The sequence below is a fragment of the Pseudoxanthomonas sp. z9 genome, from assembly GCF_006542425.1.
Lineage (GTDB): Bacteria > Pseudomonadota > Gammaproteobacteria > Xanthomonadales > Xanthomonadaceae > Pseudoxanthomonas_A.
In genome coordinates this window covers 830,057-855,942 of sequence record NZ_VFID01000007.1, presented here as the reverse complement: position 1 = coordinate 855,942, position 25,886 = coordinate 830,057, and the positions used below count along the sequence as shown (strand labels likewise).

The following is a 25,886-nucleotide window of genomic DNA, read 5'->3' as shown; positions in this document are numbered from 1 at the left end:
CCCGCCGGCGGAGCTGCGTCCGGAGTCGGCTTGGCACAGGCGGCCAGGGCGATCGGCAGGGCAAGCAGGATGAGTCGTTTCATGGGGTTCTCCTTGAAGGGTGACCAGTGCAAACGCGTGGACGCCTGGAACGGGGTGAAAACCGGCGCAACGCCGGGTCGTACCGCTCAGGCACCGTTCGGGGAAGCGCCGATCCCCGGGTCACCGCAGGGCGCTGGTGTGGCTCAGCTTCCGGCGGGCATCAACAGCAGCAGGAGCGCGCCGAAAACGATGCGGTAGAAAGCGAAGCCGGTGTAGCGGTGGGACTTGATATAGCCCAGCAGCCATTTGACGACGATGAAGCCGGTCATCGTGGCGGCGGCGAAGGCCAGGCCGACCTCGCCCCAGTTCTCGCTGCCGATGGCGCCGTCCTTGACCAGTTCCAGGAAGGCATAGCTGCTGGCCGCGAACATGGTCGGAATGCCGACCAGGAACACGAACTCGGTGGCCGACGACCGCCGGCTGGTGCCGGCCAGCATCGCCATGAAGATGGCCGCCGCCGAGCGCGAGGTGCCCGGGAACACGCCGGCGACCACCTGCGCCAGGCCCACCAGCACCGCGACCTTCCAGGTGATGTCGGGCTGGTCGCCGCGCTTGCCGGCGAAATGCTCGGCCACCAGCATCCACACGCCGCCGATGATCAGCGCCCAGGCAATCGGGGTCAGCGTCTCGGGCAATTCCCAGCCGGCCAGCCGCACCGGCAGACCGACCAGGGCGGTGACCAGGAAGGCGGTGATGATCTTGGCGATGTAGTCGCGGTTGGCCGGCTCGCGCCAGCCGCGCGCCAGTTCCCACAGGCGATCGCGGAACACCAGGGTGATGGCGAGGATGGCGCCGGCCTGGATGACGATGTTGAAGAAGTCGGAGCGATGGCCGAGCCAGCGCTCGGCGATGAGCAGGTGACCGGTACTGGAGATGGGCAGGAATTCGGTGATGCCTTCGATGATGCCGAGCAGGAGCGCGGCGAGCAGGTCGGTCATGGGACGCGGGCGACTGGGCGGGAAGCGCAAGGATAGAGGATTCCCGCTGTTCCAAATTGGTGCATTCATGCCAGTCAGTGCACCAAACAAGTGCGTTCCCTTGGCGCTGCCGGAATTTCCTCCTTTTCAAAACAATGACTTATCGGCCTTCCCGGGTTGGCACACTGTTTGCTGAAGAGAGGACACGTTCCTACAACCCGAGGTTCCAAGATGTCTGCGGACAATGTTGAAAAGCTGATCAAGGACAACAAGGTCGAGTTCGTCGACCTGCGTTTCGCGGACGTCCGCGGCGTGCAGCATCACGTCACCTTCCCGGTCAACATCGTGGAGCCCTCGCTGTTCGAGGACGGCAAGATGTTCGACGGCAGCTCGATCGCCGGCTGGAAGGGCATCAACGAGTCCGACATGGTGCTGCTGCCCGATGCCAGCACCGCCTTCCTGGATCCGTTCACCGCCGATCCGACCATCGTGCTGACCTGCGACGTGCTGGATCCGGCCACCATGCAGGGTTATTCGCGCTGCCCCCGCGGCGTCGCCAAGCGCGCCGAGGCCTACCTGAAGTCCAGCGGCATCGCCGACCAGGCGTTCTTCGGTCCGGAACCGGAATTCTTCATCTTCGACTCCGTGCGCTACGCCAATGAAATGGGCCACACCTTCTTCAAGATCGATTCCGAGGAAGCGGCCTGGAACAGCGGCACCAAGTACGAAGGCGGCAACAGCGGCTACCGCCCGGGCGTGAAGGGCGGTTACTTCCCGGTCGCCCCGGCCGACACCCTGCACGACATCCGCGCCGAGATGTGCAAGACCCTGGAGCAGGTCGGCATCGAAGTCGAAGTGCACCACCATGAAGTCGCCACCGCCGGCCAGTGCGAAATCGGCACCAAGTTCAACTCGCTGGTCAAGAAGGCCGACGAGCTGCTGACCATGAAGTACATCATCAAGAACGTGGCTTTCCGCAACGGCAAGACCGCGACCTTCATGCCCAAGCCGATCGTCGGCGACAACGGCAGCGGCATGCACGTGCACCAGTCGCTGGCCAAGGGCGGCACCAACCTGTTCTCCGGTGACGGCTACGGCGGCCTGTCGCAGATGGCGCTGTGGTACATCGGCGGCATCTTCAAGCACGCCCGCGCGATCAACGCCTTCACCAACTCGGGCACCAACAGCTACAAGCGCCTGGTGCCGGGCTTCGAGGCGCCGGTGATGCTGGCCTACTCGGCCCGCAACCGTTCGGCTTCCTGCCGTATTCCGTGGGTGTCCAACCCGAAGGCGCGCCGCATCGAGATCCGTTTCCCGGATCCGCTGCAGACCGGCTACCTGACCTTCGCCGCGCTGATGATGGCCGGCCTGGACGGCATCAGGAACCAGATCGATCCGGGCGCGCCCAGCGACAAGGATCTGTACGACCTGCCGCCGGAAGAAGAGAAGAACATCCCGCAGGTCTGCTCCAGCCTCGATCAGGCGCTGGAAGCGCTGGACAAGGATCGCGACTTCCTCAAGGCCGGCGGCGTGTTCAGCGACGACTTCATCGATGGCTACATCGCGCTGAAGATGCAGGAAGTGACCAAGTTCCGCGCGGCCACGCATCCGCTGGAATACCAGCTGTACTACGGCAACTGAGCAATCGCGGCGATGGCGACGGCATCCCCTCCCACCCGTCGCCATCGCCGCACCTCGACCCGGCCGGGGAGCCGGGGAGCCGCATCGCTTCAAGGAGATCGCAACACCGGCAACACAGGGGAACGCAACACAGAGCAACACAGGAGAGATCCATGAGCCGCCACTCCCTCCCACGTCACCTTCCGTCACCGCGATCCATTGCGGCGATGGCGGGTGCGGCTCATGGGTTGTTCCGCACCGAGAACGTGTTCGCCGCCAGGGGGCTGCGCGCACGGGTGTCCTGAAACCACCGGCCGGCTGCGGCCGGCCGGTTCCATCCACCATCGGGGTATGCGCATGAAACTGATCACCGCCATCATCCGGCCGTTCAAACTCGACGAGGTCCGAGAGTCCTTGTCGCAGGCGGGCGTGTCCGGCATCACCGTCACCGAAGTCAAAGGCTTCGGCCGGCAGAAGGGCCACACCGAGCTGTATCGCGGCGCCGAGTACGTCGTCGATTTCCTGCCCAAGATCAAGATCGAAACCGTCGTCACCGACGAGCGCCTGGAAGCGGTCATCGAGGCCATCCAGCAGGCCGCCGGCACCGGCAAGATCGGCGACGGCAAGATCTTCGTGACCACCATCGACCAGGTCATCCGCATCCGCACCGGCGAAGTCGGCGCGGACGCGCTCTAACACTCGGAGCCCCACATGAAGACTCGACTGTTCGACGGGTGGAAAGCCCGTGCGCAAGCGCTGTGCCTGGCCGCCGTGTGCGGCGTGATGACGATGGGGTTCGTGGCCGGCGTTTCGGCCCAGGATCCGGCGCCAGCGCCGGCATCCGCATCGGCGCAGGAAACCGCGGCACCGGCCGCCACCGAAGTTGTGGCGCCGGTCGCCGAAACCACGTCCGCAGCCACCGCATCCGCCGAAGCCGCTCCGGCCGCCGAAGCCGCGCCGGTGGTTGAAAAGGGCGACGTTGCCTGGATGCTCACCTCCACCCTGCTGGTGCTGCTGATGGTGGTGCCCGGCCTGGCCCTGTTCTACGGCGGCATGGTGCGTTCGAAGAACGTGCTGTCGGTGCTGATCCAGGTCGCCACGGTGTTCTCGCTGCTGGTGATCCTGTGGGTGTTCTACGGCTACAGCCTGGCGTTCTCGGGCGAGGGACCATGGATCGGCAATCTCGACAAGGCGCTGCTGAAAGGCGTGACGCTGGAATCGCTGGCGGCGACCTTCAGTGTCGGCGTGAGCCTGCCGGAGTACGTGTTCGTCGCGTTCCAGGCGACCTTCGCCGGCATCACCGGCGCGCTGATCGTCGGTGCGTTCGCCGAGCGCGTGCGGTTCGCGGCGGTATTGCTGTTCTCGGTCCTGTGGTTCACTTTCGGCTACCTGCCGCTGGCGCACATGGTGTGGGCCGCCGGCGGGTTCCTGTTCGAGAAGGGCGCGCTGGATTTCGCCGGTGGCACCGTGGTGCACATCAACGCGGGCGTCGCCGGCCTGCTGGGCGCCTACTTCGTCGGCAAGCGCGTGGGCTTCGGGCGTGAGGCGCTGAAGCCGCACAACGTGACCTTCACCTTCGTCGGCGCCTCGCTGCTGTGGGTGGGCTGGTTCGGTTTCAACGCCGGTTCCAACCTGGAAGCCAATGCCGGCGCGGCGCTGGCCTTCCTCAACACCCTGCTCGCCACCGCCGCGGCGATCCTGGGCTGGGCGGCGACCGAGAAGTTCACCAAGGGCAAGTCCTCGGCGCTGGGCGTGGCGTCCGGCGCGGTCGCCGGACTGGTTGGCATCACCCCGGCCTGCGGCACGGTCGGACCGTTCGGCGCGATCGTTATCGGCCTGGCGGCCGGCGTTATCTGCGTGTGGGGCGTGAACGGGCTCAAGCGTTTGTTGGGCGCGGACGACAGCCTGGACGTGTTCGGCGTGCATGGCCTGGGCGGCATCGTCGGCGCGATCCTCACCGGCGTGTTCAGCGCCGCCTCGCTGGGCGGGGTGAAGGGCGAGGGCTACGACATCGCCAGCCAGGTCGGCATCCAGGCGCTGGGCGTCGGCATCACCATCGTCTGGATCGGCGTGGTGTCGGTGGTCTCGTTCCTGATCGCCAAGGCGGTGTTCGGCCTGCGGGTGGCCGAGGAAGCCGAGCGCGAGGGCCTGGACATCACGTCCCACGGCGAATCGGCCTACGAGGCCTGATTCCCGCCGCCGGGCCGGCTTTGCACTAAACTGGTGCAATGCCGGCCCCGGTGACTTTCCCCATGTTTCCCGCACCCGCCCCCGATGCGCTCAGCACGCCGGTGGCCTGGGCCGACGCGTCCGGGCACATCGCCGGGGTCAATGCGGCGTTCGCCCGCTGGCTGGGCGTCAGCGCCCGGCGGTTGCAGGGACAGCCACTGGCGGCACTGGAGATGGAGGGCGACGCGATGGCGCGTTTCCTGGAAAACACCGATCACGACGTGCTGCGCCTGCACCGCATGGTGCTGGGCATGCCGGGCGGCGAGACCCCGCGCTTCGCCGAGGGCTGGCTGTCGCGGCTGGACGGTGGCGGCTGGTTGCTGGAGGCGCATCCGGTGGACGAATTTCCGGCCCCGGATCCGACCCAGGTGCTGCCGAGTGCGCTGGGCGCCGCGCTCAAGGGGCTGGCGCATGAACTGCGCAACCCGCTCGCCGGCCTGAAAGGCGCCGCGCAACTGCTGGCGCGGCGGGCCGGGCAACGCACCGACAACGACGACGAGCGCGAACTGATCGATCTGATGGAATCGGAAATCGGCCGCCTCAACACCCTTCTGGATCAACTGCTGTCGCCCGCGCCGCAGCGGCCGCATGCGCCGCTGAACATCCATGCGGTGCTGGAGCGCGTGTTGCGCTTGGCCGAAACCGAGGGCGGCTGGTCGGTGCGCCTGCAACGCGACTACGACCCCAGCCTGCCGGAACTGCCCGGCGATGCGGACCGGCTGACCCAGGCGGTCTGGAACCTGGTGCGCAACGCCATCCAGGCCGGCGCCGCCAGCGTCGTGCTGCGCACGCGGGTGGAACATGGCCTGCGCATCCACGATCACCTGCACACGATGGCGCTGCGGGTCGAGATCATCGACGACGGCCGCGGCGTGCCCGAGGAACTGGCCGAGCACCTGTTCCTGCCGCTGGTCAGTGGGCGCGCCGAGGGCAGCGGGCTGGGCCTGGCGCTGGCCCAGCAGGTCGCGCGCGAACATCGCGGCACCCTCACCTACCGCTCGCGTCCCGGCCATACCGTCTTCACCCTGCTGTTGCCGCAGGGAGGCGACGAGGAAGAGGAACGCCATGTCCACTGACAGCGCCATGCCCCATCTGCAACGCATCTGGGTGGTCGACGACGACCGCTCGGTGCGTTTCGTCCTCGCCACCGCGCTGCGCGACGCGGGTTACGACGTGGATGGTTTCGACAGCGCCGCCGCGGCGTTGCAGGCGCTGGGCGCGCGCGGCGCGCCGGACCTGCTGTTCACCGACGTGCGCATGCCCGGCGACGACGGGCTGGTGCTGCTGGACAAGCTCAAGGCCACGCATCCCCAGTTGCCGGTGATCGTGATGTCCGCCTACACCGACGTCGCCAGCACCGCCGGCGCGTTCCGCGGCGGCGCCCACGAATTCCTGTCCAAGCCTTTCGATCTCGACGATGCCGTCGCGCTGGCCGCGCGCGCCCTGCCGGATGCCGAACAGGAAACCGCGCCGTTGCCCGAGTCGGGCGCGCCGGCGCAGGGCACGCCGCATCTGATCGGCGACACCCCGGCGATGCGCGCGCTGTTCCGCGCGATCGGGCGGTTGGCGCAGGCGCCGCTATCGGTGCTGATCAACGGCGAAACCGGCACCGGCAAGGAACTGGTCGCGCGCGCGCTGCACCAGGAATCGCCGCGTGCGCGCAAGCCGTTCGTCGCGCTCAACACCGCCGCGATTCCGGCCGAACTGCTGGAGAGCGAACTGTTCGGCCACGAGGCCGGCGCGTTCACCGGCGCGCAGAAACGCCACATCGGCCGCTTCGAGCAGGCCGATGGCGGCACCCTGTTCCTGGATGAAATCGGCGACATGCCGCTGCCCTTGCAGACCCGGTTGCTGCGCGTGCTCGCCGAGGGTGAATTCTTCCGCGTGGGCGGGCGTGAGCTCATCCGGGTCGATGTGCGGGTGATCGCCGCGACCCATCAGCATCTGGAAACGCTGGTCGCCGAAGGCCGTTTCCGCGCCGACCTGCTGCACCGCCTCGACGTGGTGCGCCTGCAGTTGCCACCATTGCGCGAACGCCTGGCCGACGTGCCGCAGCTGGCCGACAACTTCCTGGCTGCCGCCACCCGCAAGCTGGACATCGCGCCCAAGCGCTTCTCGCACGCGGCGCAGGTGCAGTTGCAGTCGTATGCCTGGCCCGGCAACGTCCGCGAACTGGAAAACGTGTGCTGGCGATTGGCGGCGCTCGCGCCGGGCGATGTCATCAGCGGCGCCGATCTGGAGGCGGTGCTGCCGCGTGGTGGAATCCGCAACCTGCCAGCCACTTCCGCGGGCGATTGGGACGAGGCATTGGCCGGCTGGGTCCGCGCGCGCCTGGCCGAAGGCGTCGATGGCCTGCACGCCGAGGCGCGCGAACGCTTCGACCGGACACTGCTGGAAGTGGCCCTTGAATTCACCCAGGGCCGACGCGCAGAGGCCGCGACGCGGCTGGGCGTGGGGCGCAACACGGTGACGCGCAAGCTGGGACCGGGACGCAAGCGGCGCTGAATTCATTGCACCTGAATGAAGCTGAGGTTACGTTTGCGTGCTCACGCTTCCAGGAGATGACCATGCGTACCGCACTGCTTGCCACCGTCACCGCCGTCGCGCTTGCCGCCTGCGGCAGCAACCCGAAGCCGGCCGAGCAACCCGCCGCGCCGGCCGCCGCCAGCACCGCCAAGCAGGGCATCGCCAACCTCGCCTCGGCGTCGGGAAGCCTGGTCAGCGGCAAGATCACCCTGGTGCCGATGGCCGATGGCGTGCACCTGACCGGTGAGGTCGGCGGGCTGCCGGCCAACAGCGCGCATGGATTCCACGTGCACGAGAAGGGCGACTGCAGCGCGGTGGACGCCAGCAGCGCCGGCCCGCACTTCAACCCGACCGGCACCACCCACGGCAAGGCTGGCGGCGGTGCGCACCATGCCGGCGACATGGACAATGTCACCGCCAACGCCGAAGGCGTGGCCCGCATCAACGTGCACCTGACCGGGGTGACCCTCGGCGGCGGCGCGCCCAACGACATCGCCGGGCGGGCGCTGATCGTGCACGGCGCGCCGGACGACTACAGCAGCCAGCCCGCCGGCAACGCCGGCGCGCGCGTGGCCTGCGGGATCATCACCGTCACCCAGTGACGGTCACGCGGGAGCGGCGCGTTGCGTCGTTCCCGCTTCGCCTGCCTCAGGTCTGGCCCAGGGCGTCGCGCGGATCCGCATAGCCGGCGCAGTGCGCGAACAGCACGGGAATGCCATGCGCTTCCAGCACCGCGGCGAACTGCTGCTGGCGGGCGAGGAAATGATTGTAGGCGCGTTCCAGCCGATCTTCGGTGGCTTCCTGCGGCGCGTAGCGCGCACGCCAGGCGGAAGGCTCGAACAGCGCGATGCGCACTTCGCCGTCCAGGTAGCGCAGCAGCGGCTCCGGCGATGCGTCCAGCCATTCCTCCCGATCCGGCGCGAGCAGCGCGGTTTCGATGATCGGCCAGAGCGGATCCAGCCCGCCGTGGCCGTACTGCATCGAGGTCATGGCGGCGAGATCGTGCAGGGTCAGGTAGCGCGCGTGTTCGATCTGCGCGCCAAAGGCCTGCTGCGCGAGCAGCGCGGTATCGGCCTGGGCCATGCCGGTCTCCAGCAGGATCGCTTCCAACCGTTCGGCAATTTCGGAAACCGTATGGTTCTCGCCGCTGAGCAGGAACGGCAGCACGCGCAGCGGCCCGCCCGCCAGATCGTGCGCGGCGGCGAAGGGGAGCGGGACTTCCCCGTGCTCATCCGCGCCGAAGGCGATCATCCGCGGACCGCTGTCGCGGCCGGGCGCGCGCTGCTGCAGCTCCTGCAGGCGACGATGCAGCGGCCAGCCCGGGCGAAGCGCCTCGGCAGGGTCGAAATGCGCCGCGGCCAAGGTCAGGTCCAGATCGCGGATGGCGGGCACCAGCGTGGCCAGATCGCGCCCGATTCGTTCCACCAGCTGGGCGGCTTCGGCGGGCCTGAGCGCCGCCTGCGCGGGCGGTGCGCCAGCGGACAGTTCCAGCGCCAGGAATCCCTTCACGTCGGCGGTCGTTGCGGTTGCGGTCATATCACGGTTTGGCGGCGATGGAGGGGGGCATTACACTCTCGCATTATGCCTGCCGCCGCCGCGGCGTCCGAACCACCGCACCGTGATGAGGTCCTCCATGCCAGCCGCCCGTCCCGTCGCCATCCTCGGCGGCGTCCGCATTCCGTTCTGCCGGCAGAACACCGCCTACGCGGATGTCGGGAACCTGGGGATGTCGGTGCGCACGCTCGGCGCGCTGGTCGAACGCTTCGGCCTGCACGGCCAGCAGCTTGGCGAAGTCGCGATGGGCGCGGTGATCAAGCATTCCAGCGACTGGAACCTGGGCCGTGAAGCCACGCTGTCCTCCGGGCTTTCGCCGCTGACGCCGGGCATCACCCTGCAGCGCGCTTGCGGTACCAGCCTCGACAGCATCATCACCGTTGCCAACAAGATTTCGCTGGGCCAGATCGAATCGGGCATCGGCGGCGGTTCGGACACCACCTCCGACGTGCCGATTGTCTACGGCAGGAAGCTGCGCGCGCGCATCCTCGCCGCCAATCGCGCCAAGACCACGCAGGACAAGATCAAGACGCTGGTGAAGGGCTTCAAGTTCAGCGAGCTCAAGCCCGAGTTCCCCGGCGTGGCCGAGCCGCGCACCGGCAAGAGCATGGGCGATCACTGCGAGGACATGGCGAAGGAATGGAACATTTCCCGCGATTCGCAGGACGAGCTGGCGGTGGCCTCGCACAAGAAGCTGGCGGCGGCGTACGAGCGCGGTTTCTTCAGCGATCTGATCGCGCCGTTCCGCGGCCTGGAGCGCGACAACATCCTGCGGCCGGACACCTCGCTGGAAAAACTCGCCACGCTCAAGCCGGCGTTCGACAAGACGTCCGGACGCGGCACCCTGACCGCGGCCAATTCCACGCCGTTGACCGACGGCGCCGCCGCCGTGTTGCTGGCGAGCGAGGAATGGGCGCGCACGCACGGACACGAACCGCTGGCCTACCTGCGTGACGCGCAGGTGGCGGCGGTCGACTTCGTGCATGGCGAGGGCCTGCTAATGGCGCCGACCGTCGCGGTGCCGGAAATGCTCAAGCGCCACGGGCTGACGCTGCAGGATTTCGATTTCTATGAAATCCACGAAGCCTTCGCCGCGCAGGTGCTGTGCACGCTGCGCGCGTGGGAGAGCGAGGAGTACTGCCGCAACCGGTTGGGCCTGGACGCGCCGCTGGGCCGGATAGACCCGGAAAAGATGAATCCGAACGGCTCCTCGCTCGCCACCGGCCATCCGTTCGCCGCGACCGGTGCGCGCATCGTCGCCACCGCCGCCAAGGAACTGAAGCAGCGTGGTGGCGGCCGCTGCCTGGTATCGATCTGCACCGCCGGCGGCATGGGCGTGGTCGCGATCATCGAGCGCTGATTCGCGTACGCGCCTTCGGCATGAGCGCCGTCCCGGCGCGGGCTTTGCCGGTGGGCGTGTAGTTGATTTGCGACAGATTCCGCGAAGGATCTTGCGAGAAGAGCCCGTGAGAGGTTCGCGGAGAGGTTCGCGGCCGGAGGCCGCTTCTACCGTTTGTATGCGGGATGCGCGGTGTGTCAGCCGCGCAGGCGCGGCAGGCCGTGTTCGTCGCGTTCCTCGACCACCGCCGCATCGAAAATCTTCTGCTTCATGTCGCGCCCCGGCAATTCGATCGCTGGTTCGCCGCGCAGCGCACGCAACGCGTTCGCGAAACTGCGCCGCGCGCTGGCTTCGTCGCCCACGACGGTGAAACCTTCGCCCAGTTCCTCCCAGGCATCCGCGCCGGCTCCCTGCGCCAGCGCGCGGTGCAGGAACTCCTGCGCCTGCGGCCACTGTCCCTGCTGGCGGGCAAGCCGCGCCAGCGTGACCAGCAGCGCCGGGCTGGCCGGGTGTGCCTGCAGCCAGCGCTGCGCGCTGGCCCGGCGCGAATCGGCCTTGCCGACCGGCAGGCGTCCATACAGCGCGACCAGGGGCTCGTCCCAACGCGCGTCGATGGCCGACTCCAGGCTGCGGATGGCCGCATCTTCCCAGCGCATCGCGGCGGCGCGCTCGGCATAGGCGGCGACCACCGCGGGATCGTTGCGCAGCGGCTTGGGCAGGGTTTCCCAGCGTTCCGCCAGCACGTTGGCGTCGCCGGCCTCGCGCACCGCGCGGGCCGCCAGCTCCTTTTCCAGCGCATCGAGCCGGCCGCCCGACAGCGACTGCTGCTGCTTCATCGCGCCCAGCAGGCCATAGGCTTCACCGCTGCGGTTGAGCTGGGCGAGCGCCTGCGCACGCAGCGACAGTCCGCGCGGCGGCAGCGGCTGCGCGGCGGGGGATTCCAGCGCGGTCAGTGCTTCGATCGGGGATTGGCGCGCCAGTGCGCGATCGGCGGTGGTCAGCGCATGGGCCGCCGCGCTGCGCTGCGCGAGCGCTTCCAGATGACGGCGGGCGGCGGCCTCGTCCTCGCGGGCATCGGCCGCGCGCACCGCGGCGATCCGCGCGATCGCACCCACTTCGTCATCCTCGGCGGCGCGTTCCAGCATCTTTTCCGCGCGGCTCCAGTGGCCGCCATGCAGGTTGTCCAGGCCTTCGATCAGGCGCGCGCGCGCCTGCTTCCGGCGGTGTCGCGCCCAGGCGCGGAACGGCAGGGTCAGCAGTTTTAGCAGCAGCCAGACGACACCGGCCACCAGCAGCAGCGACAGCAGTGCGCGCGGCACGTCGGTTTCCCAGTCGTTGCCGCCGAACTCCACGAATACCCGGCCGAAATCGCGGGTGTGTTCCTGCGCCAGCCATTGCGCGGCGAACACGCCGATGGCCAGCAGGACCAGCAGGATGATGGTGGTACGGAACACCTTCATGGCGCGGTCTCCTCCTCCAGTCGGGTCGCCGCGGCAGCGGGAGATGGCGCGGTGAAACCCGCGGATCGCAGGCTGCGCAGCTGTTCCAGCGTGCTGCCCAGCAGCGGCGTGTCGCCGCGCAGCGGCAACCGGCGCATCGTCGCCAACTGCTGCCGACCCTGACGCAGCGCCGGTGAATCCGGCCACAACCGGGTGATCCATTGATCGATGCGGTTCAGCGAGGCCTGGAAGCCCGCCGCGTCGCCACGTTCCAGCGCGGCGTGCGCCAGGCTGATCTCGATGCGCAGCGCGGCTTCGCCGGCATTGCGATCGGAGGGTGCGACGAATGCCGCCTGGCGGCTCGGCCGCACGTCCACCAACGGCGCCAGCCAGCGCTGCCAGCGGCGTTGCCCGGTCGCCGCCGTCGAAGCCGTCGCGCGTTGCGGCAGGCCCGCCAGTCCCGCGGCGAAGGCGTCCAACTGCTGGCTCAGGCGCGCACGCGGTCCCGCGCCCTGCGCATCCAGCGCCTGGCGCTCCTGCGCGAGGGTCTGCTTCAGATTGAGCAGACGATGATCGTCGATGCCTTCCAGCGCGCCGGCGGCCAGCGCATAGGCGCGGCGGGCACCGTCGCGGTCATCGGCCACGCTCAGCCGCTGTCCGGCCAGCGACAGCAGCATTTCCACTTCATCCAGGCGCAGCGCCTGCGCGCCGTGGCGACTCGGGTCGGACAGCTTGGCGACGCTTTCCTCAAGCAGGGCGCCGCGCTGGCCCAGGCCCAGCACTTCGTCGCGCAACACGCGGTTGGTCGCGGCCGCGTCCTGGACACGTTGGGTCAGGGTCCGTTGATCGCGACGTACCGAGTCCAGCCGCTGTTCGATGGCGCCCAGGCGCTGCGCGGCATCGGCCGCCTGCGCCTGTGCCTGCGCGTCGCGCTCCTTCCAGCCGCGCCAGCCAAGCGCGGCGACGGCGGCCAATGCGATCAGCGCCAGCAGCCAGATGATGGCGCCGCGGCCGCCGCGACTGCGGGAAGGAGAAGGGGAGGGGTTTTCGTCGTTCACTCGACCGTCCTTGTTGTCGTTCTGGCGGGCGTCGTGGGCTCATGCTAGCGGATCGGGCCGCGACAGGGCGGTTTCCGCGGCATCGAGCATGTGCGCGTTGCGGGGGCCGGCGGCTTGCAGCACGCGCGCGAAACCGGTTTGCGATGCCTGCGCCGCGAGTCGTCCGCTGGCGGCGATCGCCGGCAGGCGCCGCAGCGTTTCAAGTACGGTCGACGGCAGTTGCGCCACCAGCCGTTCGAGCGCGCCGCCGCTGCTGATCAACACGCAGGCCGGCGCGCGCAGTTGTTCCAGCGCCCGCAGGCTGCGCGCCGACACGGCCACGTCCTTTCGTTCATAAACGTCGGCGCGTTCCAGGCGGGCACCGCGCGCCACCAGGCCGGGCGCCAGCAGGTTGCGGCCGGCCGGCGCGGTCACGAAACCGATCCGCTTGCCCGCGATCGCCTGCAGTTCGGGCAGGGCCAGCAGGCCTTCGCTGTCCATCCGCGTGGGCGCCGATACCCGGGCGATGCCCAGGCGATGCAGCGCGTGCGTGGTGCCACTGCCCACGGCGAGCCATGTCTGTCCCGGCGCGGCCTGCAGAGGCTGCAGGCGCGCTGCGGCGGCAACGGCCGCCGGGCTGGTGAACAGCACGAGGTCGCCTTGCAGGGCGCGCGCCAGCGCGGCGCGCGCGGCTTCGTCCCCGCGCACGACGATCCGCCACGGCGACAACGCCAGCAGCCCGGCACCACGCCGTGCCGCCGCACGGCGCAGCGCTTCATGCCCGCCCTGCGGCCGCAGCGAGATCACGTACCATCCTGCGTCTTTATCCGAAGCCATGGGCGGATTATCCGTGATGAATGCCGAAGCCGCGCTGGATCGCCTGCGTGCGTATTGTCGCGGGATGCCGCCGGTGGCCGCCATGCAGGTGGAAGTTGCCGGCTATGCGGATGGCGTATTGCGCCTGACGGCTCCGCTGGCGCGGAACGTCAACGACAAGGGCACCGCGTTCGGCGGCAGCCTGACTTCGCTGATGACGGTGGCCGGCTGGGGACGGGTCACGCTCGGCCTGGATCTGGCCGGCGAATCCGCCGAGGTGTACGTGGCGGACAGCAGCATCCGCTATCTGGCGCCGCTGCGTTCGGACCTGCAGGCCGAAGCACGGCTGGCGCCGGATGAGTCCTGGGAGACCTTCCTGGCCACCCTGCGCCAGCGCGGGCGGGCGCGGATCCAGGTCGAGGCGAGGGTGAGCCTGCCCGATGGCGGCGCGGCCACCACGCTGAGCGGCCGCTTCGTCGCCATCGCCAGGCGGTAGGATGGAAGCACCTGTGGGGGAGAAGAGCCAATGCCGATAAGCCTGCGCTGGGTACTGCTGGTGGTGCTGGCGATCGCCACGTTCGGCGTGCAGGCCGCGGGCGGGCGGCAGCGGGCCAAGCTGGAGCAGGCCCAGAATGCCTACGCGGCGGCGATTCGCTGGGGTGATTTCGAAGGCGCATGGACCTTCGTCGAGCCCGCCTACGCCACGGAGCATCCGATGGGCGAATTCGAGTTGCGGCGCTACGAGCAGATCCAGGTGTCCGGCTACCGCGACCTGTCCAGCCTGGTGGAGCCGGACGAGGTGGTCGTGCGGCTGATCGAGGTCCGGGTGATCAACCGCCACACCCAGGCCGAGCGGACCGTGCGCTATCGCGAGCGCTGGCGCTGGGACGCCGAGGGCAAGCGCTGGTGGCTGGTCGGCGGTCTGCCGGACTTCTGGGAAGGCGAGTAGCGTCCCCGCCGCAGCCCGCCGCTATGCGACAATCGCGGTTTGCCCAGACCCGCGTATTCCCGTGAGTTTCGAAAAACTGCAGGCGTTCGTCGCCCATAGCCCGGTCCTGTCGCTGCTGCTCGTCGGCCTGACCCTGGTGATCATCTACACCGAAATTGCCCGCCTGTTCCGCGGTTACAAGGCTCTGCGCCCGGCCGAACTCACTGGTCTCATCAACCGTGAGAACGCGTTGGTGGTGGATCTGTCGGCCACCGGCGATTTCGAGAAGGGGCATATCGCCGGCAGCCGCAATGTCGCGCCCAGCCAGTTCGATCCGGAAAGCAAACTGCTGGCTCCGGCCAAGGCCCTGCCGGTGGTGACGGTGTGCCGCAACGGGCAGGCGTCCGCGGATGCGGCCAAGCGCCTGAAGAAGGCCGGCTTCACCCAGGTGTACTGGCTGGATGGCGGCATCGCCGCGTGGCAGCAGGCCGACCTGCCGCTGGTCAAGGGCCGCTGAGCCGCCCTTGATTCCGGGCGGGCGCGTCGCCAAGACATGCCATAATCACCCTCTTTACTTTCCGTTCAACCGAATTCCCGGAGTTTCGAAATGTCCGAAGAAACCAACAACGGCGCCGTCGCGCCGGCCGAAGCTGGCGCCGCGTTCACCGTCGAGAAGATCTACGTCAAGGACGTTTCGTTCGAAGTCCCGGGTGCGCCCGCCATCTTCACCGAGAACGTGCAGCCGGACCTGCAGCTCAACCTCAACCAGCGCGTGCAGCGCCTGAACGAGAATGCGTTCGAAGTCGTGCTCGGCGTCACCCTGACCTGCAAGGCCGGCGACAAGACCGCGTACGTGGCCGAAGTCCAGCAGGCCGGCATCTTCGGCCTGGTCGGCCTGGAGCCGCAGGCGGTCGACGTGCTGCTCGGCACCCAGTGCCCGAACATCCTGTTCCCGTACGTGCGCCAGCTGGTCAGCGATCTGGTCCAGGCCGGTGGCTTCCCGCCGTTCTTCCTGCAGCCGATCAACTTCGACGCCCTGTACGCCGAAACCCTGCGCCAGCGCGCCGCGCAGCAGGGCGGCGAAGGCGAGCTGGCCAACACCGAACCGGCGGGCAACGCCTGATTCATGAGGCACAATCCCGTCGTGGCGCGGACCGCGCCGATGGGGGTGACGCATGGCTGATTCGTTGAGGATCGCCGTCCTCGGCGCGGGCTCCTGGGGCACCGCGCTGGCGACCCTGATGGCCCGCAACGGCCATCAGGTCGTGCTGTGGGGCCGCGACGAAAAGGTCGCGGCCGCGATCGACGCGCAGCACGAGAACCCGCGCTATCTGCCGGGCATCGCGCTGCCGGAAAGCCTGCGTGCCACCACCGATCTCGCCACCGCCATGCATGGCGCCGAACTGGTGCTGGTGGTGGTGCCGTCGCACGCGTTCACCGAAACGTTGAAGCTGGTCGCCCCGCTGCGGCCAGCCGGCGCCGGCGTCGCCTGGGCCACCAAGGGCTTCGAGCCCGGTTCGGGACGCTTCCTGCACGAGGTCGCCGAGGAAATCCTGGGCGCGGACGTGCCGCTGGCCGTGGTCACCGGGCCGTCGTTCGCCAAGGAGGTCGCGCTCGGTCTGCCGACCGCCGTCACCGTGCACGGCCATGACGCTGGCTTCGCCCAGCTGATGGCCGAATTGCTGCACGGTCCGGCATTCCGCGCCTACACCGGCGACGACATGGTTGGCGCGGAACTCGGCGGCGCGATGAAGAACGTGCTGGCCGTGGCCACCGGCGTCGCCGATGGCATGCAGTTGGGACTGAATGCGCGCGCCGGCCTGATTACCCGTGGTCTCAACGAAATGCTGCGACTGGCCGCGGCGATTGGCGGCAAACCGGAAACCCTGATGGGCCTGGCCGGACTGGGCGATCTGGTGCTCACCGCCACCGGCGATCTCTCGCGCAACCGGCGGTTGGGCCTGGCGCTGGGACGTGGCCAGCCGATCCAGGAAGCGATCCGTGAAATCGGCCAGGTGGTCGAGTCGATGCAGGCCGCCGATGAAGTGATGCGCCAAGCCGAGCGGCACGACATCGATTTGCCGATCTCCAGCGCGGTCCGCGCCGTGCTGCACGGCGAGATAACGCCCACGCTGGGCCTGCAGCAGTTGCTGGCACGCGAACAGAAACCGGAGTATCCGGAGACGCTGTTCAAGTAAGCCGTTGAGCGGATCGAGGATGCAGAAAGCCCGGTCATTGGCCGGGCTTTTTTATGGTTGCCGGGGAGTGGACCCGCCATTCGGTGGTTGAGGAGCATTCGCTCTTCTACCAGGAGCAAATCCCCCGTCACCTGCTGCGCAGGTGCCCGCCCCTTTTTTCGCTTTCAACAGCCGAATGGCTGGTCAAGGGGGCTATCAACGACTCGACCGCGTAGGAGAACCCGCTTTGCCTCCCCCCTCGAAGAAGGGGGACTGAGGGGGATTTGCTCTTGGCGCGAAATGTAGCCGCGCCTCAACCACCGAATGGCGGGCCATCTCCATCTTCGAGGCCGGAGAAACGGCATTCGCGCCGCGTGGACCAGAAAAAAGAAGCCCGGCTTGTGGCCGGGCTTCGGGTCGCGACGCGGGGAGAGAGAGACACGTCGCGGGAGGCGGTAGTGCTTCCTGTGTTACCAGCTGAAGCGCGGACCAACGAACCACTGCGTGTCACCACCGTCGACGATCTTCACGTCGGCCGCGGCGCTCCAGTTCGGGGTGAACTTCACCTGCGCGCCGAGGCGGCCGTAGAAGTCACCATCGTAGTCGTCACCGTCTTCGTAGCCAGCCAGGGCGTAGCCGTTCAAACGGTTGGTCAGCGCGCTGTTCACGCCGACTTCGACGCTGTAGCCGTCGGCGCTGAAACCCGGGACGCGGATGCCGGACGGGGTGGTGAAGCGATCGGTCTTGACCTTCTCGTAGGCCACGCGGGTCAGCAGATCCACGCGCTTGGACAGCTCGTGGTTGTAGCCCACGCCGACGCGCCACTGGTCGAAGTCGACCTTCACGTCGTCCACTTCCTGCTGGCTGTAGTCAGCGAACAGGTGGAAGTTCGGGTGGATGGCCACCGAACCCTTCAGCGCCCAGCCGTCGGAATCCGGACCATCGATGTTCGTCTTGGTGTAGCCGCCTTCCACGTAGTTGTAGGAGACACCATCGGCAGCGGAAGCGGCGAACGGCAGGGCGGCCAGCAGGGTCAGGGCAAGCAAGGACTTCTTCATACGCTCAAACCTCTATTTTTTTAGTTGGTATCCAGCGCTGAGGAGGTGATCCGTTCGCTGCTGGTGATGTGAATTATCCGTTAGCGCCCTCAATGTGCCCTGAATATCAAACTGAGTAGTACATAAATTGCAGGGTGATTTACGGAACTTTCGGCACATGAGGGATGGCTGGAAGAACGCCGGTGGACGCGCGAACCCGGCCTTTCATCACGTGCTGGTTTCCTGCACGCATCCAACACCGATGACGACCTAGCGTGGCGGACATCGAGGATAGGAAACGAGGAATACGCCATGACCGCATCCGCGCATGGAAAAGCACATGACGGCAAGCATGGGACATCGGGCCACTATGGGCGCCTGTTGGCGATGATCGCGCTGTCCTTCGTGATCATGTATCTGCTGATGTACGCGATGGTCGATCGGCCCGGCAACGTTTTCCACAACCTCAACCAGGTCTACATGGCCGGCTTGATGGCCGCTCCGATGTTGCTGATCGAAGTGTGGCTGATGCGGAGCATGTATCCGGATCGCCGGCTCAACCTCCTGCTCGGTGCGTCCGCACTTGCCGTCGCGCTATTGTGCTGGCTGGGTATCCGTGGCCAATGGGCGATCGGCGATCAGCAGTTCCTGCGCTCGATGATCCCCCACCATGCCGGCGCCGTCCTGATGTGCCGGAAGGCGGAACTGGACGCGCCGGATCTGCGCCGCCTGTGCGAAGGCATCATCCGGGGCCAGGAGGCCGAGATCGCGCAGATGAAATCCCGGTTGGAATGAGTGCGGCGGCCCGGCTTGTGCCGGCACCGCGTCAGGCGACCGCCGGCACCTTGCGTCGGAACAGATACAGCACCGCACCGAGCGCCAATGCGACCGCGGCGGCGAGCAGGTTGCCGATATTGGCGCTGGCGAGCAGGCCGAGCGACAGGATCAGTGCAGCGAGCGGAATAAGCGGGCCGCCGGGCAACTTCAATGCGCCCGGATGACTGGCGTAGCGGCGCTGCAGCACGAGCACCGACAGGGTGGTGCCGATATAGGCGCACAGGCGCGCGACCACCGACAGCAGCGCCAACTGGACGAATGAGCCCGTCAGTGCGAGCGCCAGTGCGAGCACGCCCTGGGTCACGATCGCCACGGCGGGGGTGTGGAAGCGCGGGTGGATGCTGGCGAGCGGGCGCGGGCCGAAGCCGTCTTCGGCCAATGAGTACAGTACGCGGGGGCCAAACAGCATGGTGTTGCTGTTCGTGCCGAGGATGGAAATGGTCGCGCCGACGGTCAGGATCAGGGCCAGCCCTTCGCCGCTGAAACTGGCGGCGGCGTCCGCCAGCGGAGTCTTGGACAGGGCCAATCCTGCCAGCGTGCCCTGCGCGACCAGTTGCACCGCCGCATAGATCAGGGTGACGGTGGCGATCATCGTGAGCAGCGCGAACGGTACATCGCGCCGAGGATTCTTGAACTCGCCGGCCGCCGCGGGGATGTTCTCGAAACCGGCATAGGCGAACAGCAACAGCAACGCCGCCTCGCCGAGATTGCGAATCGGCGGCAGTTCACCGCTGCGAAGCAGATCGATATCGACGTAGAACATGCCGATGACGATGAACAGCGCCAGCGGCAGCAGCTTGCCGATGACCAGCGCCACGCCGGTGCGCGCCGCCGACTTCACGCCGATGACGTTGATCAGCGTCAGCAGGCCCAGCGATCCCACCACGACCGCCAGGCGTCCGCCACCGGACGCGGCCGGCGCCCAGAAACGCGCGGTCGCATCCGCCAGGCCGTTGCTGAGCGCCGCGGCGGAAGCAATGCGGGTCAGCCAGACCATCCAGCCGATCTCGAAGCCGACGAACGGCCCGAATGCCTCGCGTGCATACAGGTAACTGCCGCCGGGCTGATCGAAATAGCTGGCCGCCTGCGCGTAGCACAGCACCAGCAGCGCGACCGCCAGGCCCGCCAGCAGTACCGCCCACACGCTGGCCGGGCCCAGCAGGACGGCTGTCGCCGCGGGCAACAGGTAGATGCCGCTGCCGATGACGTCATTGATGGACAGGCCGACGATCTGCCAGCGGCTGACCGCGCGCACGAAACCCGGATTGGAAGGAGGTACTTCGCTCATGGCGCGGCCTCCGTGAAGGACGGCAGTTGCCATTCGGTACGCAGACGCCGGTATTCCGCCTCAGGCAGCAGCACGAATACCGGGTGTCGTTTGTCGTCCAGCCAACCGAGCAGGCGATCCATCATCGGTTCGGCCATGGCGGTGCAGCCCGCGGTGGGTTCGCCGGGCGCCTTCCACAGGTGGGCGAAAATGCAACTGCCGGCGCCGCTGACGTTGTCGGGATTATGCTGGATCACGAAGCCTTCCTTGTAGCGGACATCGCCATCGGCGTGCAGGTCGCGGCGCATCGGTTCGGTCGAGCCTTCGACCGCGGCCGCGCCGACGCGCTCGCTGTCGACGATCCGGTTGTAGAGCGGGGAGGCGGGCACGTCGATGCAGTAATGCGATGCCCGCATCGGCGCGTAGGCCAGTCCGGTATCGCGCTGGGCGGCGTAGCCGAAGGCTTCGCCCAGGGCGAACACGCCGGCCGGCGCCCTGCCGTCTCCTTCCTGTTTCTGCGGGCCGTCCGCCTGCGCGGGATGCAGGCCGCGTCCCCAGGCGGCGCCGCTGCGGCCGACGGTGACCGCCACCGGCGATTCCATGGCCCGCCAGTCCTCGCCGAGGCGTTCGAAGGTCTGCATCCGGCCGCCGCTGGCATTCCAGTCCGGCGTCACGACCAGGATCAGTTGCCGCGCCTGCCGCCAGGCCGATGCCGTTTGCGGCTCCGCCGGGGAAGAAGCCGCATGGGCGGGAAAGCCGGCCGCCAGGGCGACGGCCAGCACGAGGTTCGACAGCGCGAAGCGGAACGCAGAGGCCATGGCGGCTCCCGGGGCGGGGAATCAGGAATCCAGCAGGTGCTGGATCCTTTCCAGATTGATGTTCAACTGCCGATGGCGGTCGTCGTGGTTGTGGCACAGCAGGACGAACAATACGTCCAGCAGGTACTGCAGCGAGGAGCGATAGAGCAGTGCTTCGACGTGCGGCGCGGAATCATGCGCCGACACCACCAGTGATGTGTCGGCATGTGCCCGCAGCGGGTTCGACGTATGCCGGGTGATGGACACCACCTTGCCTTCGGCGTCCTGGAACTGGCGGCTGATCTGCGAGAGCGTGGGCAGCTTGCCGAATTCGGAGAACACCAGCAGCACGTCGCCGGGACGGGCTGCCGACAGGTTGGCCATCATCAGGATGGGATCGGCATGGTGCACCGTCAGCACGCCCAGCAGCGACAGGCGCATCGCGAACTCGCGCGCGAACAGGCCGTCGTCGCCCAGGCCATAGACGAACACCTTGCCCGCGCCATGGATCAGGCCGGCGATGTGTTCGATGCTGGCCGGTGGATTGAGCAGCCGGGTTTCTTCCTCGGCGGCGGCCTTGCCACGCCGCAGGCCGGATTCCAGGCGCCGATAGGCACTGTTCTCGTCTTCCGCGTCGCCCGGCGCTTCGACCTGCCGCGGCTGCGGCGCGCCGCCGTTGCGGGCCACGGCCTCGCCGATGGAGAACTTGAGATCCGGATAGCCCTTGAAGCCGAACTTCTGCGCGAACTTCACCACGCTGGACTGGCTGATGCCCAGCGCGCTGGCCAGTTGCTGCGAGGAATAGTCGCGCAGCAGGTGGGCGTTCTCGAGAATGAAATCGGCGATGCGGCGCTCGATCGCCGACATGTGGTCGCGTTCGGATCGGATTTTGACCAGGGGCGGCATGTGCGCTCTTTATCCCATCCTGCGTCGGATCGGTCCAGGGGTCAGACCGAAATCAGTTCCAGGCCATGGATGGTCTGGATGCCCAGGCCCGGCGCGTCGGTGATGGAGATCTCCGACTCGTTGAAGATGACCCCGCCCTCGACCGGGTTGAACTGGCACAGCGACGGGCCATCCAAATCCACCTTGGTGATGGACTGCGATTTGGCCACCGCCAGGTGCACCGCCGCGGCGACGCTGATGCTGGTCTCCAGCATGCAGCCGATCATGCATTCCACGCCGTACAGCGAGGCGATGTCGGCGATGCGCACGGCGTTGGAGATGCCGCCGGTCTTCATCAGCTTGATGTTGATGATGTCGGCCGCGCGCATCTTGATCAGGTCGATGACCTCGGTGGGACCGAACACGCTCTCGTCGGCCATCACCGGGGTATGCACGCGATCCGTCACGTACTTCAGGCCGTCGATGTCCTGTGCCTTGACCGGCTGCTCCAGCAGTTCCAGCACCACCCCGGCGTCTTCCAGATTGTGCATGGCGAACACCGCCTGCTTGGCGGTCCAGCCCTGGTTGGCGTCCAGGCGCAGCAGCGCGCGTCCCTCCACCGCCGAATAGATCGCCTTGACCCGCTCGATGTCCAGGCCGATGTCCTTGCCCACCTTGATCTTCAGCGACTCGAAGCCGCGTTCCACCGCATTGATGGAGTCGGCCACCATCTTGTCGATGTAGTCGACGCTGATGGTGATGTCCGTGGTGATTACCGGATCGCCGCCGCCGAGGATCTTGTAGAGCGGCGCGCCATACAGCTGGCCGAACAGATCGTAGACCGCGATTTCGACCGCGGCCTTGGCGCTGGTGTTGCGCTCCAGCGCGGTCTGGATGAGGTGGGTGATGTGATTGAGGTTGGCGATTTCCTGGCCGATCAGGCGCGGTTTGATGAAACGCGCGATGGCTTCGATGATCGAACCATGGGTGTCGCCGGTGATGACCGCCGTGGCCGGCGCCTCGCCGTAACCGACCTGACCGGTGTCGGTGCGCACGATGACCACGATGTCCTCCACCGTGTCGACCGTGCGCAGGGCGGTCTTGAAGGCGGTTTTCAGCGGCACGCGCAGCATGCCGAACTGGATGTCGGTGATTTTCATGGGGGCCTTAGGGGCGGATTCTCTGGATGCTGTAGATGCGATCGATGAAGGTCTTGTCGCCACCGGCCAGCAGCGGCTCCAGCGGGGTCACCGACACGGCGTTGAGCGAGGCGCGGACCAGCTGGCCGCGGCCATCCTTGTAGGTGATGCCGGTGGTGTCGTGGATGAGGTAGGTCTGGCCGTTTTCCTTGCCAATCACCATCATCACGTGGCCGGGGATGTAGATCAGATCGCCCACCTGCAGATCGCGGATGACCTTCATGCGCGCTTCGCGGCCATCCTTGTCGGTGAAGGCGATGCGGTTGAGCGCCGGGCTGACGCCCTGGTCGCTGGTGTTGCGTGGCAGTTGCACCCCGAAGCTGCGATAGACCTCGGACACGAAGCCGCTGCAATCGCGGGTGTTGTAGGAATGGCCCCAGCCGTAGCGCTCGCCGAGGAACTTGAAGCCCTGCTGGAGCAGGTTGGCCTGGGTGAGCGGCAGGTACTCGGTGCCTACGTCGGCGTTCTTCGGCAGCAGCGCCGGCACCAGTTCCAGTTTGCCGTCCGTGCCGCGGACCGGCAGCTGGATGACCCAGGAGGTATACGGATGCTGGCCATTGACCGGCTGATCGGCCGGCCAATCGCTCAGCAGCGGGACGCGCACGCCCATGTCCAACTGCAACTCGGACACCCCGGGCTGCTCCGGCGTATGCACGGTATGCACGGTCGGACCGGTGACGATCAGCGTCGGTGTGCGATGGGCGTAGCCGAACACCTGTTCGCGTTCGCCTTCGGCCAGGTAGGCGCTTTCAATCCAGGCCGCATACAGCGGGCTGATCACGAACGACCACTGCCGGTCGCGGCTCTCGTGCAGAACGATCACCGGCGTACCGGGAAAGAGCGCGCTTTCCTGGAACCGGTCGATGTCGGTGTCGCCCGGCTCGCGGAAGACCCGCAGTCGGGTGGGGAAGGTGCGCAGATCGGCGCGTTTGACCACCAGCGCGTAGCGCGTCTCGGTCTGCGCCGGCAGCGCGTCCAATGCCGTGTTGCCGACAATGCCGTCGAGCGTGGCCTTGTCGATGGCCTGTCCCTTGACGTCGTACAACGCCCGGGTCGGCGCGCTGGACAGCTTGCCTACCCATTCGCGCACCTCGTCGGCACTGAAATGGGCCGGTAACCCCTCGATGTCATGGACCGAGCGATCCAGTTCGTGCAGGCGCTCGTTCTGGGCGGCGATCGCGCGCGGCTCCAGGACGACGCGCTCCGGCTGCGCGAGCTTGTCGATCCAGTACTGCGGATCCAGGTGCCGGTCCTCCACTCCAATGACGGCGTGCGCGGGAACCGGCAACGCGGGTGCCGGCTCGCGGGCCGCCACGCCGACCGCCGGCAGGACCAGCAGGGCGGAAAGGAGCAGGGCATGCATGCGACGGCGCCGCATTTCCAAGGCCGGGCGCGCAACCCGCGAGGTGAATGTTGGCGCGGCGTGTCGCCGGGCCGGACCACCGGTGTCTTGTTTCATTTGCCTCCCCTCGGAACGGATGCGACGGCCTGGTGTTGCACGGACGGCAAACGACCGGGTCGATTCCGGGGAATATTTACTTCTTTTTCTGAAAGATTCAAGAATAAATTATTGACCTGGTTCTCCGGTCGTGTTACACAACGGTGACCAGTCGGCTGAGGGGCAAGTGATCGACGTGGACGCCAGCGGGGGCCAGCGAAACCGTTCCATTCGAAGGGAGCACCGGAGTGCCGGGCGTTCCGTGCGCGTGCGTGCGACTGCATGGCCGATATTACTCCTGATGGCCCTCGCCGCGTCCAGCTTCGCCGGCGAACTGCCGCTGCCGGCGCCGCCGGCCATCGTCGCCCAGGTGGATGCGGGCCGTTTCGCCGAGGCGGAACAGGCCATCGCGCGGGCGCTGGCCCAGCCCGGCCTGGCGGATGAACAGCGTGATGCACTGCAATACGAACGCGAGCGGATGCGCCGGATCCGTCTGGATTTCCGGCTTGCCGAAGCGGACGTGCTGGCGCAACTGCGCAAGCAGATTCCGGATCTGAAGCCGGGGGAATTCGCCGCCTGGGATCAGGCCAACCGGATCGAGCGGCTCACCATCGACGGCGAGAAGCGCTACTTCAGCCGCTCGGTGTCGAACCTGTTCCGCCTGTATCCGGATGTTGCCGCGCGTCGCGCGCCGCCGGTCAAGCCGTTCCCGGAAGGTCCGTTCGAGCGCCTGCATCCGCATCATCGCGAGGCGCTGGAGCAGGCCCGCGCCACCGGCGCCAACAGCATCGCGCCGCGCCGCTTGCGGGTTACCCAATCACTGGTGGTGAAACCGGATGCCGTTCCAGCGGGCGAAACCGTGCGCGCCTGGATTCCCTATCCGCAGGCGATTGCGGGGCAGCAGGAACACATCCATTTCATCGGCAGCACGCCGGAGAAATCGCGAATCGCGCCGGAAGGAACGCCGCAGCGCACGGTCTACCTCGAGCAGGCCGCGCGTGCCGGCGAGCCGACCCGGTTCTCCATCAACTATGAACTGACCATCCACGCGCGCCATTTCGATCTCGAGCCGGACAAGGTCGTGCCGGCCGCCGCGACGCCGGAACTCGCGCCGTACCTGGCCGAGCGTGGCCCGCACATTGTATTTACGGACGACATCAAGCGCTTCTCCGCGCAGGTGGTCGGCGACGAGAAAAATCCGTACCGCATTGCCAGGAAGCTGTTCGACGCGGTGGACCGGATTCCCTGGGGTGGCGCGCGCGAATACTCGACCATTTCCAACATCAGCGACTATGCCCTGCATTCGGACCACGCCGACTGCGGCCAGCAGACCCTGCTGCTGATGACGCTGCTGCGCTACAACGGCATCCCCGCGCGCTGGCAGTCGGGCTGGACCTACTCGGACGAGGAGGTCGGCTACGACAACATGCATGACTGGGGCTGGATGTATCTGGCGCCCTATGGCTGGGTGCCGATGGACGTCACCACCGGCGCGCTGCAGAGCGACGACGCGAGTCTGCGCGACTTCTACTTCGGCGGCCTGGACGCTTACCGCATCAGCTTCAACAACGACTTCTCGCAGCCGCTGGTCCCGGCCAAGCAGCATTTCCGCTCGGAAACGGTGGATTCGCAGCGCGGCGAGGTCGAGTGGCGCGGAGGCAACCTCTATTTCGATCAATGGGACTACCAGTTCGAATGGACCATGCTGCCCATCGCGGGCAGTGACTACTAAACCGGGCGGGATCACTTCAACACCTAGCAGG

The 25,886-nt window shown here is 67.4% G+C and carries 25 protein-coding genes; 14 read left to right on the top strand and 11 right to left on the bottom strand.

The genetic code is table 11. The features are described from left to right. Window positions 1-224 precede the first annotated feature (224 nt). Entirely contained in the window at window positions 225-1,019 is a 795-nt protein-coding gene (locus tag FG323_RS10995; protein WP_141454572.1) for an undecaprenyl-diphosphate phosphatase, read from the bottom strand. 210 nt (window positions 1,020-1,229) lie between these two features. On the opposite strand from FG323_RS10995, the gene glnA reads away from it, so the two are divergent. The 6 genes from glnA to FG323_RS10965 all read left to right on the top strand — a co-directional run bounded on the left by glnA (window position 1,230) and on the right by FG323_RS10965 (window position 7,975). Then, the gene (glnA, locus tag FG323_RS10990) at window positions 1,230-2,639 is read left to right on the top strand and encodes a type I glutamate--ammonia ligase (RefSeq protein WP_141454571.1); all 1,410 of its coding nucleotides are present in this window, start codon (window positions 1,230-1,232) and stop codon (window positions 2,637-2,639) included. Between the two features lie 336 nt (window positions 2,640-2,975). Continuing rightward, entirely contained in the window at window positions 2,976-3,314 is a 339-nt protein-coding gene (locus FG323_RS10985) for a P-II family nitrogen regulator (protein ID WP_055941078.1), read from the top strand. A 15-nt stretch (window positions 3,315-3,329) separates the two neighbouring features. Then, a complete protein-coding gene (locus tag FG323_RS10980; protein ID WP_141454570.1) occupies window positions 3,330-4,808 on the top strand; it encodes an ammonium transporter in 1,479 nt (492 codons plus the stop codon). A gap of 62 nt (window positions 4,809-4,870) precedes the next feature. Beyond that, on the top strand, window positions 4,871-5,923 hold the full coding sequence (locus tag FG323_RS10975; RefSeq protein WP_141454569.1) for an ATP-binding protein: 1,053 nt from the start codon (window positions 4,871-4,873) through the stop codon (window positions 5,921-5,923). Then, complete coding sequence (ntrC, locus tag FG323_RS10970; RefSeq protein WP_141454568.1) at window positions 5,913-7,352, top strand: nitrogen regulation protein NR(I); 1,440 nt, start codon at window positions 5,913-5,915, stop codon at window positions 7,350-7,352. The genes FG323_RS10975 and ntrC overlap by 11 nt, the downstream gene beginning before the upstream one ends. Window positions 7,353-7,408: 56 nt before the next feature. Continuing rightward, on the top strand, window positions 7,409-7,975 hold the full coding sequence (locus FG323_RS10965) for a superoxide dismutase family protein (RefSeq protein WP_141454567.1): 567 nt from the start codon (window positions 7,409-7,411) through the stop codon (window positions 7,973-7,975). A gap of 46 nt (window positions 7,976-8,021) precedes the next feature. Here FG323_RS10965 and FG323_RS10960 read toward each other — a convergent pair whose 3' ends face one another. Next, window positions 8,022-8,909 carry a hypothetical protein gene (locus FG323_RS10960; RefSeq protein ID WP_141454566.1) on the bottom strand — a complete coding sequence of 296 codons (888 nt, stop codon included), beginning with the start codon at window positions 8,907-8,909 and terminating at the stop codon, window positions 8,022-8,024. 97 nt (window positions 8,910-9,006) lie between these two features. Here FG323_RS10960 and FG323_RS10955 point away from each other — a divergent pair, with 97 nt between their 5' ends. Further along, window positions 9,007-10,287 (top strand): acetyl-CoA C-acetyltransferase, encoded by a 1,281-nt coding sequence (locus FG323_RS10955; protein WP_141454565.1) that lies wholly within the window; start codon window positions 9,007-9,009, stop codon window positions 10,285-10,287. A gap of 176 nt (window positions 10,288-10,463) precedes the next feature. Here FG323_RS10955 and FG323_RS10950 read toward each other — a convergent pair whose 3' ends face one another. The 3 genes from FG323_RS10950 to FG323_RS10940 are packed head-to-tail and all read right to left on the bottom strand — an operon-like array spanning window position 10,464 to window position 13,579. Beyond that, on the bottom strand, window positions 10,464-11,726 hold the full coding sequence (locus tag FG323_RS10950) for a heme biosynthesis HemY N-terminal domain-containing protein (protein ID WP_141454564.1): 1,263 nt from the start codon (window positions 11,724-11,726) through the stop codon (window positions 10,464-10,466). After that, on the bottom strand, window positions 11,723-12,763 hold the full coding sequence (locus FG323_RS10945; RefSeq protein WP_255470137.1) for a uroporphyrinogen-III C-methyltransferase: 1,041 nt from the start codon (window positions 12,761-12,763) through the stop codon (window positions 11,723-11,725). The genes FG323_RS10950 and FG323_RS10945 overlap by 4 nt, the downstream gene beginning before the upstream one ends. A 39-nt stretch (window positions 12,764-12,802) precedes the next feature. After that, window positions 12,803-13,579 carry a uroporphyrinogen-III synthase gene (locus FG323_RS10940; protein ID WP_141454563.1) on the bottom strand — a complete coding sequence of 259 codons (777 nt, stop codon included), beginning with the start codon at window positions 13,577-13,579 and terminating at the stop codon, window positions 12,803-12,805. 16 nt (window positions 13,580-13,595) lie between these two features. Between FG323_RS10940 and FG323_RS10935 the strand changes: the two genes are divergently transcribed. The 5 genes from FG323_RS10935 to FG323_RS10915 all read left to right on the top strand — a co-directional run bounded on the left by FG323_RS10935 (window position 13,596) and on the right by FG323_RS10915 (window position 16,684). Further along, a complete protein-coding gene (locus tag FG323_RS10935) occupies window positions 13,596-14,054 on the top strand; it encodes a YiiD C-terminal domain-containing protein (RefSeq protein ID WP_141454562.1) in 459 nt (152 codons plus the stop codon). A gap of 30 nt (window positions 14,055-14,084) precedes the next feature. Further along, window positions 14,085-14,507 (top strand): hypothetical protein, encoded by a 423-nt coding sequence (locus tag FG323_RS10930; protein ID WP_141454561.1) that lies wholly within the window; start codon window positions 14,085-14,087, stop codon window positions 14,505-14,507. A 61-nt stretch (window positions 14,508-14,568) separates the two neighbouring features. Next, window positions 14,569-15,003 (top strand): rhodanese-like domain-containing protein, encoded by a 435-nt coding sequence (locus tag FG323_RS10925; RefSeq protein WP_141454560.1) that lies wholly within the window; start codon window positions 14,569-14,571, stop codon window positions 15,001-15,003. A 90-nt stretch (window positions 15,004-15,093) separates the two neighbouring features. Then, a complete protein-coding gene (secB, locus tag FG323_RS10920) occupies window positions 15,094-15,609 on the top strand; it encodes a protein-export chaperone SecB (protein ID WP_141454559.1) in 516 nt (171 codons plus the stop codon). Between the two features lie 52 nt (window positions 15,610-15,661). Continuing rightward, a complete protein-coding gene (locus FG323_RS10915; protein WP_141454558.1) occupies window positions 15,662-16,684 on the top strand; it encodes an NAD(P)H-dependent glycerol-3-phosphate dehydrogenase in 1,023 nt (340 codons plus the stop codon). A 449-nt stretch (window positions 16,685-17,133) separates the two neighbouring features. Here the strand turns inward: FG323_RS10915 and FG323_RS10910 are convergent, their stop codons facing one another. Next, window positions 17,134-17,721, bottom strand: coding sequence for an Ax21 family protein (locus tag FG323_RS10910; protein WP_141454557.1), 588 nt, complete (start codon window positions 17,719-17,721; stop codon window positions 17,134-17,136). A gap of 291 nt (window positions 17,722-18,012) precedes the next feature. Here FG323_RS10910 and FG323_RS10905 point away from each other — a divergent pair, with 291 nt between their 5' ends. Next, a complete protein-coding gene (locus tag FG323_RS10905) occupies window positions 18,013-18,495 on the top strand; it encodes a DUF305 domain-containing protein (RefSeq protein ID WP_220094152.1) in 483 nt (160 codons plus the stop codon). Between the two features lie 31 nt (window positions 18,496-18,526). Here FG323_RS10905 and FG323_RS10900 read toward each other — a convergent pair whose 3' ends face one another. Genes FG323_RS10900 through FG323_RS10880 form a run of 5 tightly spaced genes read right to left on the bottom strand, consistent with a single transcriptional unit; the run spans window position 18,527 to window position 24,048 of the window. Continuing rightward, window positions 18,527-19,825, bottom strand: a complete 1,299-nt coding sequence (locus FG323_RS10900; protein ID WP_141454556.1) for an APC family permease — start codon at window positions 19,823-19,825, stop codon at window positions 18,527-18,529. Further along, the gene (locus tag FG323_RS10895) at window positions 19,822-20,622 is read right to left on the bottom strand and encodes a hypothetical protein (protein ID WP_141454555.1); all 801 of its coding nucleotides are present in this window, start codon (window positions 20,620-20,622) and stop codon (window positions 19,822-19,824) included. The genes FG323_RS10900 and FG323_RS10895 overlap by 4 nt, the downstream gene beginning before the upstream one ends. Window positions 20,623-20,643: 21 nt before the next feature. Then, window positions 20,644-21,507 carry a MurR/RpiR family transcriptional regulator gene (locus FG323_RS10890; protein ID WP_141454554.1) on the bottom strand — a complete coding sequence of 288 codons (864 nt, stop codon included), beginning with the start codon at window positions 21,505-21,507 and terminating at the stop codon, window positions 20,644-20,646. Between the two features lie 41 nt (window positions 21,508-21,548). After that, window positions 21,549-22,646: a dipeptide epimerase gene (locus tag FG323_RS10885; protein ID WP_141454553.1), complete on the bottom strand. Its 1,098-nt coding sequence runs from the start codon at window positions 22,644-22,646 to the stop codon at window positions 21,549-21,551. 7 nt (window positions 22,647-22,653) lie between these two features. Then, complete coding sequence (locus FG323_RS10880) at window positions 22,654-24,048, bottom strand: SH3 domain-containing protein (protein ID WP_255470136.1); 1,395 nt, start codon at window positions 24,046-24,048, stop codon at window positions 22,654-22,656. A gap of 376 nt (window positions 24,049-24,424) precedes the next feature. On the opposite strand from FG323_RS10880, the gene FG323_RS10875 reads away from it, so the two are divergent. Next, the gene (locus tag FG323_RS10875) at window positions 24,425-25,855 is read left to right on the top strand and encodes a transglutaminase domain-containing protein (protein ID WP_141454551.1); all 1,431 of its coding nucleotides are present in this window, start codon (window positions 24,425-24,427) and stop codon (window positions 25,853-25,855) included. The last annotated feature ends 31 nt before the right edge of the window (window positions 25,856-25,886 follow it).